This is a genomic window from Flavonifractor sp. (genome assembly GCF_019422385.1).
Taxonomy (GTDB): domain Bacteria; phylum Bacillota; class Clostridia; order Oscillospirales; family Oscillospiraceae; genus Flavonifractor; species Flavonifractor avistercoris.
Window position 1 is genome coordinate 32,854 of record NZ_JAHZDL010000001.1, and the last position, 14,127, is coordinate 46,980.

Below are 14,127 nucleotides of genomic sequence, written 5' to 3' on the forward strand. Positions count from 1 at the left end.
AGGGTTTGCCCGGCATATCGTATTTCTGTTTAGATAGGGGAACTGTATGAAGAAATTGCTTGCGGCGGCCTGTATGCTGGGCCTTTTGCTGACGGCCTGCGGCGCGCCCGCCGCCACCGAGACGGAGGACGACGGCACCCTCCACGTCCTGGCCACCACCTACCCGGTGTACCTGTTCACCACGGCGGTGACCGAGGGGGTGGAGAACGTGGAGGTGAGCCTGCTGGTGAACCAGCCGGTGTCCTGCCTCCACGACTACACCCTCACCGTCACCGACATGAAGGCCATCGAGGGGGCCGACGTGATCGTCATGAACGGCGCGGGGCTGGAGGACTTTATGGACGACGCCCTGGCCGCCTCCGAGGGGGCGGTGATCGACTGCTCCGAGGGCATCGAGCTGCTGCCCGCCATGGGCCACGAGGGCCACGACCACGACACCGAGTACGACCCCCACATCTGGATGGATCCCGCCTGCGCTCAGGACATGATGGCAGTCATCGCCCAGGGGCTGGGGGAGGCGCTCTACGGGGACGACTGGGCCTCTCACGGGGAGTTCCACACCAACCAGCTGGTGGCCAAGGACGTGCTGGAGCAGGCACGGCAGCGGTGGGCGGAGCAGCTCGCCCCCCTGGCCGGGGCGGAGCTGATCACCTTCCACGACGGCTTCCAGTACTTCTCCCGGGCCTTTGATCTCACCCTCCTCAAGGCCATCGAGGAGGAGGAGGGGGCGGAGGCATCCGCCGCCGAGATCCAGGAGATCGCTGGGCTGATCGGGGAATATGACATCCCCGCCATCTTCACCGAGGTCAACGGCTCCGACGCCACGGCCAACGCCATCGCCCGGGAGACCGGCGTGGCGGTGGAGCAGCTGGATATGATCATGAGCGGCGGCGGCACGGGCATCCAGCCCTACATCGACGCCATGCAGGGGAACATTGACACCATCGTGGAGGCGTTGGGATGAGCGTACACAGACACGGAACCACCGGCCCCGGCTGCGCCGGAACCTGCTGCCTGAGGGTGGCCGACCTGGGGGTGAACTTCGGCCACGAGGAGGTGCTGCGCAACGTCTCCTTCCACCTCCACTGCGGGGAGATCGTGGCCCTCATCGGCCCCAACGGGGCGGGGAAGAGCTCCCTGTTCCGCACCATCTTGGGGCAGATCCCCCACACCGGCACCATCGAGTTTCAGCGGGCCGGGGGGGACAAGACCCGGCCCCTGATCGGCTATGTGCCACAGTCCCCGGTCTTTGACCGGGGGGATCCGGTGAGCGTGTTCGACTTCTTCTCCGCCGCCATCTCCAAATACCCGGTGTTCCTGCCCTCCCCCAGGCGCCTGCGGGCCAGGGTGGCGGAGTGCCTGAGCCGGGTTCACGGGGAGGGACTGCTGGATCGGCGGATGGGGGCCCTGTCCGGCGGGGAGCTGCAGCGGGTGCTGCTGGCCCTGGCGCTGGAGCCCCTGCCCCACATCCTGGTGCTGGACGAGCCCCTCTCCGGCGTGGACATCGACGGGGAGAAGCAGATGATGGACATGCTGGACGAGATCCGCACCAGGTACGACCTGTCCATCCTCCTGTCCACCCACGACTTCGTCACCCTGGGACAGTTCGCCGACAAGGTGATTCTCCTCAAGAGCGAGGTGCTCAAGGTGGGCACGCCGGACGAGGTGCTCTCCTCGCCCGAGTTCCAGGAGGTATTCCATCTGAACCTGGGGAAGGGGGGGAGAGGCTGATGGATTTCCTGACAGAGCTGCTCCAGCCCTTCCAGTGGGGCTTCATGCGCAACGCCCTGCTGGCGGTGCTGGTGATCTCCCCCCTGTTCGGCCTGCTGTCCACCATGGTGGTCACCAGCCGCATGTCCTTCTTCTCCGACGCTTTGGGCCACTCCGCCTTCACCGGCATCGCCATCGGCACCCTGTGCGGCCTGGCCGACCCTCTGTGGATGGCGGTGCTGCTGGCGGCGGCCTTCGCCCTGCTGTTCACCTACGTGCGCCGCAAGTCCAACATGGCCAGCGACACGGTAATCGGCGTGTTCTCCTCCACCGCCGTGGCGTTGGGCATCTTCATCGCCACCTTCGGCGGCGGGAGCTTCACCCAGTACAACAGCCTGCTCATCGGCGACATCCTCAGCGTGGAGCCCTCCAAAATCGCCCTGCTGGCGGTGATCCTGCTGGTGGTGGCGGTGCTGTGGCTGGTGTCCTTCAACCGGCTCATGCTCTCCGCCATCCACCCCGCCCTGGCCGACAGCCGGGGGGTACGGGTGTTCTGGCAGGAGGCGGTGTTCTCCATCGCCATCGCCGTGGTGGTCACCGTGTCCATGACCTGGGTGGGCCTGCTGGTGATCAACTCCCTGCTGGTGCTGCCGGCCGCCGCCGGGCGCAACGTGGCAAAGAACATGCGGCAGTACCACCTCTCCTCCGTCCTGGCGGCCCTGATCGCCGGGCTGGCGGGCCTGATGACCTCCTACTACCTGGGCTCCTCCGCCGGGGCCTCCATCACCCTCTATCTGGCGGTCTGGTTTGCCGTCACCTTCCTGCTGCGCAAGCGCCGCCTGTAACAGCTGAGCCGCCGGGGCATCCGCCCCGGCGGCTCTTTTTGTAAAGATGAACTTTATGTAAACTTTACATAATACCACTTGCATTCACCGGAGAAGAGGCGTATACTAAACCTATCACATAGAAAGGAGGTGGGAATTATGGTGAAGATCTACGGCATCGACATTCAGGATGTGGACGAGCTGATCTTTGGCGACGACGAGCGGGTGATCTGCAGCGAGCGGTAAGGAGCCGGATGACAGAAGCCACACCGAAGGGTGTGGATTTTTGTTTTTTATAAGGGAAATTTAAGAAATTCTCTCTGGCGCTCCGGGGCAAAACATGGTAGCCTATAGGCAGTCTGATGCGTGAGGCGACATAGAGATATGAAACAACGGAAATGGCTGCCGGCCCTGCTGCTGGCCGTGGTGCTGCTGGGCGGGGGCGTGCTCCTGCTGTGGCAGACCGGCTTTTTCTCCTCCCTGGGCTCCCTGGAGGAGATGCGGGCCTATATCGACCGCTTTGCCCCCTTCTCCCAGCTGTTCTACTTTTTTATCCAGTTCCTCTCCGTGGTGGCCGCCCCCATCCCCAGCAATGTGACCGCCCTGGCCGGGGCGGTGCTCTTCGGCATGTGGGAGGCATTCCTGCTGACCTGGCTGGCGGTGGTGGCCGGCTCGGTGCTGGTGTTCTGGCTGGCCCGTGTGATCGGGCAGCCCTTTGTGGAGCGGCTGGTGAGCCGGAAGGTGGCGGACAAGTACCTGGAGCTGATCCAGCGCAAGCGGGACATCTTTTTGATCCTGGTGTTCCTCTTCCCCTTTTTCCCCGATGATGTTATCTGCATCCTGGCCGGGCTCACCGACATCCCCCTGCGCCGGTTTGTGGTGATCGTCCTGTTCACCCGGCCCTGGGGCCTGCTGGTCTCCTGTGCCCTGGGGGGCTCGGTGCTGAACATCCCCATCTGGGCCATGGTACTGCTGGGCCTGGCGGGCCTGGCCCTGTTCCTGGTGGGCATGAAGTACGGCGACCGCTGGGAGGAGGCCCTCCTGAAACGGTTTAGAAGGCAGTGAACCTGCAAAGCGCCCCCTGTCCGTCGGGACAGGGGGCGCGCTGTCTTATATGCGGTGCCAGTACATCCGGAGCAGGCAAGGGGAATCCACCTCCGGAACCATGCACAGGAACTGCCAGCCGTACCGCTCATAAAAGGAGGTGTGCTCCGTGACCAGATAGAGGGTGGGGCAGCCCAGCCGGGCCATATCCGCGCAGGCGTGCGCCAGCAGCGCGCCCGCCACCCCACGGCGGCGGAAGTCCTCCTCCACCCAGAGGGCGCAGAGGTTGGGGCGCAGATCCCTGCGGAGGTGGAAGTCGTTCTCAATCACGCCGGTGCCGCCGATGATCCGGCCCTCCTGGAGGGCCAGGTACCACTGGGGAACGGCGCCCGCCCCCGCCAGGCAGGCGTCCATGCTCTCCCGGTAAGAGCGGGCCGGGATGCCCCACCTGTCGTGGAACCACGCCGCCGCCGGGGCGGCCAGGCCGCCCCGCTCCCGCAGATTCACCAGCTCCATCACACGCGCCTCCCTCCGGCTCCCTGTGCCCCCATTCTACCATGCCGCCGCCGGGGCCGCAATGCCTTGCATTGCGGCCCTGCGGGAGGTATAATAGGCCCTGTATGAAAAGGGGGGAGGTCTATGGGGCGGGGCACCGTCTGGTTTCTGGGGGCGGAGGCGGCCCTCTACGCCGGCTTCCTGGCCCTGGATCTGGCCGGCACGGGGGGCGGATGGAACCTGGCGCTGAAGTATTCCGGCATCGCCCTGTGCCTCCTGTTCGCCCTTCTCCGGGCCGGGGACAGGGAGGGGCGGCTGGTGTGTGCCGCTCTGGCCCTCACCCTGTCGGCGGATTTCTTCCTGCTGGTGCTGGACGCCTGGTACGCCCTGGGCGTGGCCCTGTTCTGTGGGGTGCAGGGGCTCTACCTGGCCCGGCTGCGCGCCATGGGCGCGGGTCTGTGGCTGCCCCTCCGGCTGGGGCTGACGGCGGCGGCCCTGCTGGCCGCCGCGCTGCTGGGCCTGCTCACCCCCCTCAACGCCCTGGCCCTGGTCTACTTCCCGGAGCTGGTGTGCAACGCCGCCGCCGCCCTGTCCCTGGGGCGGCGGGGGAGGATGTTCGGCCTCGGCCTGCTGCTGTTCGTGGGGTGCGACGTGTGCGTGGGCCTGCACAATCTGGCCTGCCTGCCTGCCCCCCTTTCCGCCTTTGCCCAGGTGGGCATGTGGCTGTTTTACCTGCCCTCCCAGGTGCTCATCGTCCTATCCATCCCAAAGGAGTGATACCCATGCGTCCCTCAAAGCCTGCGTCCGTCCTGCTGTCCCTGGTGCTGGCCCTGCTGGTGCTCAGCTTCTCCATCTCCGTGCCCATCCTGTTCCGCCCCTTCTACTATGTCCAGATTGACGCGCTGCATCTGCAGGAGCAGACGGGGTGGTCGGCGGAGGTGATCCGGGAGGCCTATGACGAGGTGCTGGACTTCTGCGTCTTCGGCGCCCCCTTCGGTACCGGACAGCTGGCCTGGTCGGAGTCGGGCCGCAGCCACTTCGCCGATGTGCGGGGGCTCTTTCTCCTGGATTTTGCCGTGCTGGGGGTGACCGCCGCCGCTGCGGCGGGCTTCCTTCTGCTATATAAGGCCAAGGGGCTGAGGTTCCACCGCTTCGCCGGCCGGGGGCCGGCCTTCTGGGCGGGGACGGGGGCTGCGGCGGCGGTGCTGGTGGTGGCCGGACTGGCGGCCCTGGACTTCGACCGGGCCTTTGTGGTGTTCCACGCCATCTTCTTCCCGGGCAAGGACAACTGGATCTTTGATCCCGCCGCCGACCAGATCATCCTGGTCATGCCGGAGGTGTTCTTCCGCAACTGCGCCCTGCTCATCGGCGGCGTGCTGCTGGCCTGCTGCGCGGGGCTGATCCTGTGGGATCTCCTGGTCCACCGGCGGAGCCGCACCGCGGCGCTGCGCTGAGGCGGCAGGCGCCGAAAAGGGGCCCAGGCCATAGAATGGCCTGGGCCCCTTGCTGTGCCCACCCGGCCCGCGCACCAACGGCGGGACGGCGCATAGGATGGTTCGAGGGAAGGAAGGGCCCCAATCTGCTAGGAGGTATTGCAATGCCTGAGAAGGTCATGCCCGGCCCGGTGCCCGATACCGCCGGTATCCGCGAGGCCGTGTGCATACACACGAAGAAGATCTATGATTCCTGCAAAGATAAAGACTGCATTGAGGATCTCCGCTTTTATCCCGCCCAGAACTGCCAGGCGGTGATTGACCGTGCCGTCAGCATCAAGGCCGGCAAGGCGGAACTGATCTATGTTTACATCGACGTGGAGCCCATCGGCTTCAACCGGGGCTTCTACACGGTGGACGTGCGCTATTACTACAAGGTGACGGCGGACGCCTTCGTGGGGGCCGCCCGGCCGGTGGAGGTCTGCGGCCTGTGCGTGTTTGACAAGCGGGTGATCCTGTTCGGCAGCGAGGGCAGCGCCAAGGTGTTCACCTCCGACGCCCGGCACGGCGGGGAGGAGGAGTCCGCCGACCGCGCCAACCTGCCCACCGCGGTGGTGGAGGCGGTGGATCCCATCGTGCTCAACATGAAGCTGGTGGACGTGTGCGAGTGCCGCCCCTGCGACTGCGAGCTCACCGAGCTGCCCCCCTGCGTGTGCGCCTGCTTCGGCTGCGACCTCTGCTTCGGCAGCGATGGCAAGCGCATCTACGTCACCCTGGGCCAGTTCTCCATCGTCCGGCTGGAGCGGGATGCCCAGCTGCTGATGCCGGTGTACGACTACTGCATGCCGGAGAAGGAATGCACCTGCGGCGTCGGGGAGGACGATCCCTGCGAGATCTTCCGCCACGTGAAGTTCCCCGTCAACGAGTTCTTCCCGCCCAACAGCCCCGCGCCCATCCCGGACAACTGCCGGGATCTCAAGAGCTGCTGCGGCTGAGGCAGCAATCCCCCCTGGAGAGCTCCAGGGGGGATTTTTTTAATCAGGAGAAGGAGATGTCGCAGTCCAGGGGGACGATCACCACATAGGTGCGGCCCACGCCGAAGGAGAGGGGAGAGCCGCCCAGGTCGTAGTAGCGCAGCTGGCCGTAGGGGGCGTCCTTGCTCCAGGCGATCTCGATGGCCTGGCCGCCGCAGGCGAAATAGCCGGTGCCCTCCCCGTCCAGATCCACGGTGATGTGGCCCAGGCTGTCGCCGGTATAGCGGCAGACGGTCTTGAGCACCACCACGTTGGTCACCCCCACCTGTTCGCCGGTGTTGCCGTCGAGGTAGGGCTGGCCGTACTCCTCCACCAGGTAGAGGCCGCTGTCCTCGTCGTAAGTAAATACCCCGGTCTTGTAGTGGGACACGGGGACGGTGATGGTGCCGGCAGGGGCGCCGTCTGCCGGGGTGCCGTCGGCCGCGAAGTCCATGTCGTAGGTGTAGCCCTCCTCGTGCTCCAGCCGCAGGCTGTAGGTGGGCAGAAGCTCCATAATGGTCTCCCCGGTGGTGACCACCGTGTGCTCCAGGCTGTAGCTCTTGCGGCGCTCCGGATCCCGCCACATCAGGTTGGAGCCCGGGCTGCTGCCCAGATAGGGGCCGTTCACCGCGTCCAGGGCGGGCACCCCCCACTGGCGGATCTTGTCATAGGCGTCCACGCTGCCCCCGGCGTGGAGGAAGATGGCGTCGTGGCCCAGGGCCAGCTCCAGGTAATAGGGCCGGGCGGAGCGGATGGAGCCAATGGTGCCCACCCCGTCCAGGGACTGGTACACCCCCAGCATGCGGGTGATGCCCCCCTCGGCGGGCACCTCGTAGATGATGTCCGCGCTGGACTGGCCCAGCTGGGGCAGGGCCTCCTTCAAATTGTTGAGCATGACCGCCACCGGGCGGCGGTTGACCCACTCCTCCCCCATGGGCAGGCCGCTGAGGGGGCTCACCGGGCCGTTATAGGGCGTGGGCGTGGGCTCCGGCGTGGGTGTGGCCACGGGGGTGGGCGTGGGTGTGGGGGTTGGCTCCGGCTCCGGGGCGCCGCAGGCGGGGAGCAGCAGGAGCAGGGCGGCCAGGGCGGCCAGGGACGCACGTTTCATGGCGGGATCCTCCTCTTCCATTCCTTTCCCCTATCATACCCCCGCGCCGCCGCCCCGTCAAGGCGAAGGCGGGGGGAGAGGCTACAGCCCCGTCCGCCACAGGGGGATGGCGTTGATCACCGGCTCCTCGTAGGGGTGGACCGCCTTGACGGCGGCGATGGCGGCCTCTGCCTGCTCCGCCCGGCAGGTGACCTCCACCTTCAGCTCCGGCGCGGTGCACAGCTCCCCCGCCTGCCCCAGCCAGGGGTGGGTGCCCTCCAGGGGCCGCCAGCAGCCGGTGACCGGGTGGTAGGACAGGCAGCTGTCATAGTTCCCGATGTGCCCCGCATCCACCGAGCGCAGGGCCGCACAGATCTGCTCCAGGTGGCTTTCCGGCACAAAGATCTCCAGCTTGCAGTAAGAAAATTCCATAACATGGCTCCTTTCTCGCTCCTGGGAGCACGGGATTCCGCTCCTGTAGGGCGGGGGCTTGCCCCCGCCTTTGAAATTTAGTATAACATAATCTGCAAAAAGATGCTTGACTTTGACGCGGCGTCAAGGGCTATGCTGGAGGCGAAGGAGGGAAAGCGCCATGGAATATACCGTACAAGCCCTGGCGGAGCTGTCGGGGGTAACGCCGCGCACCCTGCGGTGGTACGACCGCATCGGCCTGCTGAAACCCGGCCGGGTGGGGGAGAACGGATACCGCTACTATGGCCCCGCCCAGGTAGACCGGCTCCAGGACATCCTGTACTACCGGGCCCTGGGGGTGCCGCTGGAGCAGATCAAGGCCAGCCTGGACGACCCGTCCTTCGACCGGCTGGCGGCCCTGCGGGGGCACCTGGCCGCCCTGGAGGGGGAGCGGGAACGCCTGGAGGGGCTGATCCGGTCGGTGAAGACCACCATCCGGAAACAGGAAAGGAGCGAGATCATGAACGACGCGGAGAAATTTGAGGCCTTCAAGCAACGGGCCGTGGACTGGCATGAGCGAATCTACGGCCGGGAGGCCCGGGAGAAGTACGGGGACAGAATGGTGGACGCCGCCCAGCACGCGGTGCTGGATCTGACCCCGGAGAAGTACGAGGCGTGGAAGAACCTGGGGGAGGAGCTCCAGGGGAGGCTGGAGGCCGCCGTCCGCTCCGGGGCCGACCCGGCGGGGGCGGAGGGGCAGGCCGTCACCCAGCTGCACCGCCGCTGGCTGTCCATGAGCGGTGGCCCCTATGACCCGGCCAAACACCGGGGCATTGCGGAGCTGTACGTGGCGGACGAGCGGTTTGCCGCCTACTACGACAAGGACGTGCCCGGCTGCGCCCGCTTCCTCCGGGACGCGGTGCTCCACTGGGCCGGGTAACCGCGCCTCCAGCCGCCCCGACCGGGGCGGCTGGAGGCTGTCGATAAACCCTCCAGCCAAAGGATTCGGAGGGAAGGATAGTGTGAAAGGCTGCCCCGCAGGGCGTTTCGGAGCGCAACCGCCGCTATGCGGCGGCACTTGGCGCGGAGATGAACCGTCAGGGTTCCCTTTCGCGTTGGATCAAACAACTTTTTGAAACTTTTTTGAAGTTTCAAAAAGTTTAGCAGCCTGTCGAAAAGGCTTTTTCGACAGGCTGCAGCCGCCCCAATCGGGGCGGCTGTTTTGTAAGCTCGTGTTGGTGCGGGGTGGCAGCTCTACGGCGTATCGCAGGCCAGGATCCGGGACAGGCGGCCCGCCGTCTCCAGCAGGAGGGGAACCAGATCCTCCACCCGGCGGGCGGACATCCGGGCGGTGGGGGCGGACATGCTCAGCCCCGCCGCGATCTGCCCGGTGAAGTCCCGCACCGGGGCGGACACCGTCCGGGCCCCCAGCTCCCGCTCCTCATACTCCAGGCCGTAGCCCCGGGCGCGGGTGCGCTCCAGCTCCTCCAGCAGGGCCTCCCGCCCGGTGATGGTGCGGGGGGTGACTGCGGTCTGCCCGCGGCGGTCCAGATATTCGTTGAGCTGCTGGTTGCTGAAATTGAGCAGCAGCAGCTTGCCCGCCGCCGAGGTATGCAGGGGAACCCTGGCCCCGACCTGCTGGTGAACCAAGAGAAGGCCATCCGGGCCCGGCGCGGTCTCCACACAGAGGGCATCGTCCCCGTCCGGCGCGATCAGGCACACCGTGTCCCGGCAACGGTCGGCCAGCTCACGCAGGAATGGCCGGGCCAGCTGCAGCAGGTCGGTCTGCTGCCGCACCAGGACGCCCAGCCGGGAAAAGCGCAGGGACAGGGCATACTGCTGGGTTATCGGATCCTGGAGAACATATCCGTGAACCAGCAGGGTGTTGAGCATCCGCAGGGCCGTGCTGGGGGGCATGCCGCACTGGTTGGCGATGTCCTGGAGGCGCATGGATCCCTGCCCTCTGGCCATGGTCTCCACAAGCTGGATGGTCTTTTCGAGGGACTGGTTGATCTTGGAGCGTTTAACCTTCATGATGCACTCCCTTCCGGCCAGGCATAAAGCTTGTAAAATTATACCATGGAAAAGAATGCTCTGCAACTAAATTCATCCTAAATTTGGCCAAAATTTACAAAATTCCGACCGAATTTGACCCTGCCGATACCCGCAGACCCCTGCAGAAGGGACGGCGGGGGCCTCCGCCATGCGGCGGCTCAGATGCGGGCCACGCCGGTGTCCCGGGCGGCCTGGGCCACGGCGGCGGCCACGGCGGCGGCGGCCCGGGGGTCAAAGACGGGCGGGATGATGTGGTCGGGGCCCAGCTCCTCGTCGGAGACCAGCCCCGCCAGGGCCTGGGCGGCGGCCATCTTCATCTCCTCATTGATGTCGCTGGCCCGCACGTCGAAGGCCCCCCGGAAGATGCCGGGGAACACCATCACGTTGTTGATCTGGTTGGGGTAGTCGCTCCGGCCGGTGGACACCACCGCCGCGCCGCCGGCCCTGGCCTCCTCGGGGAAGATCTCGGGGGTGGGATTGGCGCAGGCGAAGATGACGGCGTCCCGGTTCATGGTGCGCACCATGTCGGCGGTGACCAGGTTGGGGGCGGAGTAGCCCAGGAACACGTCGGCTCCCACCAGGGCGTCGGCGAGCAGGCCGGTCTTCCGCTCCAGGTTGGTCACCTCCGCCATCCGGGCCATGTAGGGGTTCATCCCCTGGGTGACGCCGTGGCAGAGGATGCCGCTCTTGTCGCACAGGGTGATGTGCCGGAAGCCCGCCGCCAGCAGCAGCCGGCACACGGACAGCCCCGCCGCCCCCGCGCCGTTGATGACCACCTTCACGTCCTCTTTGTGCTTGCCCACCACCTTCAGGGCGTTGGTGAGCCCCGCCAGGGTGATGACGGCGGTGCCGTGCTGGTCGTCGTGGAAGATGGGGATGTCGCAGCACGCCTTCAGCTTCTGCTCGATCTCAAAGCACCGGGGGGCGGAGATGTCCTCCAGGTTGACGCCCCCGAAGGAGCCGGAGATGAGCTGGATGGTGCGGACGATCTCGTCCACGTCGTGGCTCTTGATACACAGGGGGAAGGCGTCCACCCCGCCGAACTGCTTGAAGAGCACGCATTTGCCCTCCATCACCGGCATGCCCGCCTCGGGGCCGATGTCCCCCAGGCCCAGCACCGCCGAGCCGTCGGTGACCACCAGGCACAGGTTCCACCGCCGGGTCAGCTCATAGCTCTTGTCCACGTCCTTCTGGATCTCCAGGCAGGGCTGGGCCACGCCGGGGGTATAGGCCAGGGAGAGATCGTGGGCGTCCCGCACCTGGACGGTGGAGACCACCTCAATCTTGCCTTTTTTTTCATAGTGGAACTTCAGACTCTCCTCCGCAATGGGGGTCATGGCTGTCACACTCCTTCATGATGCTTTACTGGTATCATACCCTCTGAGAAAAAGGTAGTCAATCCATTTTATTTTTCTCTTGACATTTGAATATATAAGCATATAATAATAAATGAACAATGGCTCATATGTTTGAAGGAAGGAGTGGTATCATGCCGGAGCCCCGCGACGTGGAGCAGTGCGAGTTCATGCACGTCCATGAGGATATTGTGGCCCAGGTTGAGAAGAACATGCCCGACGAGGAGGTGCTTTACGACCTGGCGGAGCTGTTCAAGATCTTCGGCGACTCCACCCGCATCAAGATCCTGTACGTCCTCAACGAGTCGGAGATGTGCGTGTGCGACATCGCCCGGCTGCTGGGCATGACCCAGTCGGCCATCTCCCACCAGCTCCGATCCCTCAAGCAGAGCAAGCTGGTGAAGGCCCGCCGGGAGGGGAAGACGGTGTTCTACTCCCTGGCCGACGACCATGTCCACACCATCCTCAGCCAGGGCATGGAGCACGTGGCGGAGCTGCTGCCCCTCCATGTGCTGTAACACAGCCCGGTTATCCGGATACGTTTTATAAGTTGTAAAGGAGAGATCACCATGAAAAAGCACTTCAAGCTCCAGGATCTGGACTGCGCCAACTGCGCCGCCAAGATGGAGGACGCCATCAGGAAGCTGCCCGGGGTCAATTCCGCCACCGTCAGCTTCATGACCCAAAAGCTGACCCTGGACGCCGACGACGCCCGGTTTGACGAGATCCTGCAGGAGGCGGTAAAGGTCTGCAAAAAGGTGGAGCCCGACTGCACCATTCTGGTGAAATAACCGCCCGGAGGGCCGCAGCCGGCGGCCCTCCGGCCCTTTGAAGGAGAGAGAAGCCATGTCCAAGAAGCAAAAGCGGATGCTGATCCGCGTGATCGTCAGCGCCGTGCTCTTTGTGGTCTGTATGCTGCTGCCCCTCACGGGCTGGGTCAGGCTGTTGGTGTTCCTGGCACCCTACGGAGTGATCGGCTGGGATGTGCTGTGGCGGGCGGTGCGCAACATCGCCCACGGCCAGGTCTTTGACGAGAACTTCCTCATGGCCCTGGCCACGGTGGGGGCCCTGGCCATCGGGGAGTACCCCGAGGCGGTGTTCGTCATGCTGTTCTACCAGGTGGGCGAGCTGTTCCAGAGCTATGCGGTGGACCAGTCCCGCAAGTCCATCACCGCCCTGATGGACATCCGCCCCGACTACGCCAACATGGAGGGCCCGGACGGGCAGCTGGAGCAGGTGGATCCGGAGGACGTGGCGGTGGGGGACACCATCATCATCAAGGCCGGGGAGCGCATCCCCCTGGACGGCGTGGTGCTGGAGGGGAGCTCCACCGTGGACACCGCCGCCCTCACCGGCGAGTCCCTGCCCCGGCGGGTGGAGAGCGGGGACGACGTGATCTCCGGCTGCGTCAACCTGTCCGGCCTGTTGAAGGTGCAGGTCACCAAGGCCTTTGAGGAGTCCACTGTGGCCAAGATCCTGGATCTGGTGGAGAACTCCGCCAGCAAGAAGGCCAAGGCGGAGAACTTCATCACCAAGTTCGCCCGGTACTACACCCCCATCGTGGTGCTTGCCGCCGTGGCCCTGGCCTTCCTGCCCCCCCTGCTCACCTCCATCCAGTGGGTGGACTCCATCCAGCGGGCCCTCAACTTCCTGGTGGTGTCCTGCCCCTGTGCCCTGGTGATCTCGGTGCCTCTGTCCTTCTTCGGCGGCATCGGCGGGGCCTCTAAGGACGGCATTTTGGTCAAGGGCGGCAACTACCTGGAGGTGCTGGCCAGGACGGAGATTGTGGTGTTCGACAAGACCGGCACTCTGACCCGGGGCGTGTTCAACGTCACCGCCATCCACCCCGACCACTGCGACCAGGGCCAGCTGCTGGAGCTGGCCGCCCTGGCGGAGTGCTGGTCTGACCACCCCATCTCCCGCTCCCTGAAGGAGGCCTACGGCCGGGAGATGGATTCCGCCCGGGTGTCCAGCGTGGAGGAGGTGGCCGGCCGGGGCGTGAAGGCCGTGGTAGACGGCCACACCATCTGCGTCGGCAACGACAAGCTGATGGAGGACATCGGCGTGTCCTGGCACCCCTGCCACCGGGTGGGCACCACCGTCCACGTGGCCTCCGACGGGGTGTACCTGGGCCACATCGTCATCTCCGACGAGGTGAAGCCCGACGCGAAGGAGGCCGTGGCCGCCCTCAAGGCGGCTGGGGTGCGCAAGACCGTCATGCTCACCGGCGACGCCCAGGCGGTGGGGGAGGACGTGGCTAAGCAGCTGGGCCTGGACGAGGTGCACACCCAGCTCCTCCCCGCCGATAAGGTGGAGCGGGTGGAGGCCCTGCTGAAAGAGGTCTCCCCCAAGGGAGCCCTGGCCTTCGTGGGGGACGGCATCAACGACGCCCCCGTCCTCTCCCGGGCGGACATCGGCATCGCCATGGGCGGCCTGGGCTCCGACGCCGCCATCGAGGCCGCCGATATCGTCCTCATGGACGACAAGCCCTCCAAAATCGCCCACGCCATCCGCATCGCCCGGCGCACCCTGTCCATCGTCCGGCAGAACATCGTCTTTGCCCTGGCCGTCAAGCTGCTGGTGCTGCTCCTCAGCGCTGTGGGCCTGGTGTCCATGTGGGCGGCGGTGTTCGCCGACGTGGGTGTGTCGGTGATCGCCATCCTCAACGCCATGCGGGCGCTGAAAGCCGGAAAGTAGGGC

General features: G+C 65.6%; 16 protein-coding genes. 11 read left to right on the forward strand and 5 right to left on the reverse strand.

The window, feature by feature from the left end; genetic code table 11:
- Nucleotides 1-46 precede the first annotated feature (46 nt).
- The 4 genes from QZ378_RS00145 (at nucleotide 47) to QZ378_RS00160 (ending at nucleotide 3,599) form a co-directional block, all read left to right on the forward strand.
- Entirely contained in the window at nucleotides 47-964 is a 918-nt protein-coding gene (locus tag QZ378_RS00145; RefSeq protein ID WP_291256899.1) for a metal ABC transporter substrate-binding protein, read from the forward strand.
- Nucleotides 961-1,731, forward strand: coding sequence for a metal ABC transporter ATP-binding protein (locus QZ378_RS00150; RefSeq protein ID WP_291256900.1), 771 nt, complete (start codon nucleotides 961-963; stop codon nucleotides 1,729-1,731). Before QZ378_RS00145 ends, QZ378_RS00150 begins: the two co-directional genes overlap by 4 nt.
- The gene (locus QZ378_RS00155) at nucleotides 1,731-2,555 is read left to right on the forward strand and encodes a metal ABC transporter permease (RefSeq protein WP_191379080.1); all 825 of its coding nucleotides are present in this window, start codon (nucleotides 1,731-1,733) and stop codon (nucleotides 2,553-2,555) included. Before QZ378_RS00150 ends, QZ378_RS00155 begins: the two co-directional genes overlap by 1 nt.
- Before the next feature lie 363 nt (nucleotides 2,556-2,918).
- A complete protein-coding gene (locus QZ378_RS00160) occupies nucleotides 2,919-3,599 on the forward strand; it encodes a TVP38/TMEM64 family protein (RefSeq protein WP_291256901.1) in 681 nt (226 codons plus the stop codon).
- Nucleotides 3,600-3,644: 45 nt separating this feature from the next.
- Here the strand turns inward: QZ378_RS00160 and QZ378_RS00165 are convergent, their stop codons facing one another.
- On the reverse strand, nucleotides 3,645-4,094 hold the full coding sequence (locus tag QZ378_RS00165) for a GNAT family N-acetyltransferase (protein ID WP_291256902.1): 450 nt from the start codon (nucleotides 4,092-4,094) through the stop codon (nucleotides 3,645-3,647).
- Between the two features lie 123 nt (nucleotides 4,095-4,217).
- On the opposite strand from QZ378_RS00165, the gene QZ378_RS00170 reads away from it, so the two are divergent.
- The 3 genes from QZ378_RS00170 (at nucleotide 4,218) to QZ378_RS00180 (ending at nucleotide 6,501) form a co-directional block, all read left to right on the forward strand.
- Nucleotides 4,218-4,850, forward strand: a complete 633-nt coding sequence (locus tag QZ378_RS00170; RefSeq protein WP_291256903.1) for a lysoplasmalogenase family protein — start codon at nucleotides 4,218-4,220, stop codon at nucleotides 4,848-4,850.
- Nucleotides 4,851-4,855: 5 nt separating this feature from the next.
- Entirely contained in the window at nucleotides 4,856-5,527 is a 672-nt protein-coding gene (locus QZ378_RS00175; protein ID WP_191379084.1) for a TIGR01906 family membrane protein, read from the forward strand.
- 143 nt (nucleotides 5,528-5,670) lie between these two features.
- Complete coding sequence (locus QZ378_RS00180; RefSeq protein ID WP_291256904.1) at nucleotides 5,671-6,501, forward strand: hypothetical protein; 831 nt, start codon at nucleotides 5,671-5,673, stop codon at nucleotides 6,499-6,501.
- A 43-nt stretch (nucleotides 6,502-6,544) separates the two neighbouring features.
- On the opposite strand, the gene QZ378_RS00185 is transcribed toward QZ378_RS00180, so the two are convergent.
- Together QZ378_RS00185 and cutA are read right to left on the reverse strand one after the other, a co-directional pair.
- Nucleotides 6,545-7,627, reverse strand: a complete 1,083-nt coding sequence (locus QZ378_RS00185) for a DUF3048 domain-containing protein (RefSeq protein WP_291256905.1) — start codon at nucleotides 7,625-7,627, stop codon at nucleotides 6,545-6,547.
- Between the two features lie 81 nt (nucleotides 7,628-7,708).
- Nucleotides 7,709-8,038 carry a divalent cation tolerance protein CutA gene (cutA, locus tag QZ378_RS00190; protein WP_291256906.1) on the reverse strand — a complete coding sequence of 110 codons (330 nt, stop codon included), beginning with the start codon at nucleotides 8,036-8,038 and terminating at the stop codon, nucleotides 7,709-7,711.
- A 160-nt stretch (nucleotides 8,039-8,198) separates the two neighbouring features.
- On the opposite strand from cutA, the gene QZ378_RS00195 reads away from it, so the two are divergent.
- Nucleotides 8,199-8,957: a MerR family transcriptional regulator gene (locus QZ378_RS00195; RefSeq protein WP_291256907.1), complete on the forward strand. Its 759-nt coding sequence runs from the start codon at nucleotides 8,199-8,201 to the stop codon at nucleotides 8,955-8,957.
- Nucleotides 8,958-9,271: 314 nt separating this feature from the next.
- Here the strand turns inward: QZ378_RS00195 and QZ378_RS00200 are convergent, their stop codons facing one another.
- Both QZ378_RS00200 and QZ378_RS00205 read right to left on the reverse strand, forming a co-directional pair.
- Nucleotides 9,272-10,051, reverse strand: a complete 780-nt coding sequence (locus tag QZ378_RS00200) for an IclR family transcriptional regulator (RefSeq protein ID WP_291256908.1) — start codon at nucleotides 10,049-10,051, stop codon at nucleotides 9,272-9,274.
- Nucleotides 10,052-10,230: 179 nt separating this feature from the next.
- Nucleotides 10,231-11,409, reverse strand: coding sequence for a malic enzyme-like NAD(P)-binding protein (locus QZ378_RS00205; RefSeq protein ID WP_291256909.1), 1,179 nt, complete (start codon nucleotides 11,407-11,409; stop codon nucleotides 10,231-10,233).
- Between the two features lie 152 nt (nucleotides 11,410-11,561).
- Here QZ378_RS00205 and QZ378_RS00210 point away from each other — a divergent pair, with 152 nt between their 5' ends.
- From QZ378_RS00210 to QZ378_RS00220, 3 genes are read left to right on the forward strand one after another with little or no spacing between them, the layout of a single operon-like run.
- Nucleotides 11,562-11,945, forward strand: coding sequence for a metalloregulator ArsR/SmtB family transcription factor (locus tag QZ378_RS00210; protein ID WP_191379091.1), 384 nt, complete (start codon nucleotides 11,562-11,564; stop codon nucleotides 11,943-11,945).
- A gap of 51 nt (nucleotides 11,946-11,996) precedes the next feature.
- Nucleotides 11,997-12,218, forward strand: a complete 222-nt coding sequence (locus QZ378_RS00215; RefSeq protein ID WP_291256910.1) for a cation transporter — start codon at nucleotides 11,997-11,999, stop codon at nucleotides 12,216-12,218.
- Between the two features lie 55 nt (nucleotides 12,219-12,273).
- The gene (locus QZ378_RS00220; RefSeq protein WP_291256911.1) at nucleotides 12,274-14,124 is read left to right on the forward strand and encodes a heavy metal translocating P-type ATPase; all 1,851 of its coding nucleotides are present in this window, start codon (nucleotides 12,274-12,276) and stop codon (nucleotides 14,122-14,124) included.
- Nucleotides 14,125-14,127 lie beyond the last annotated feature (3 nt).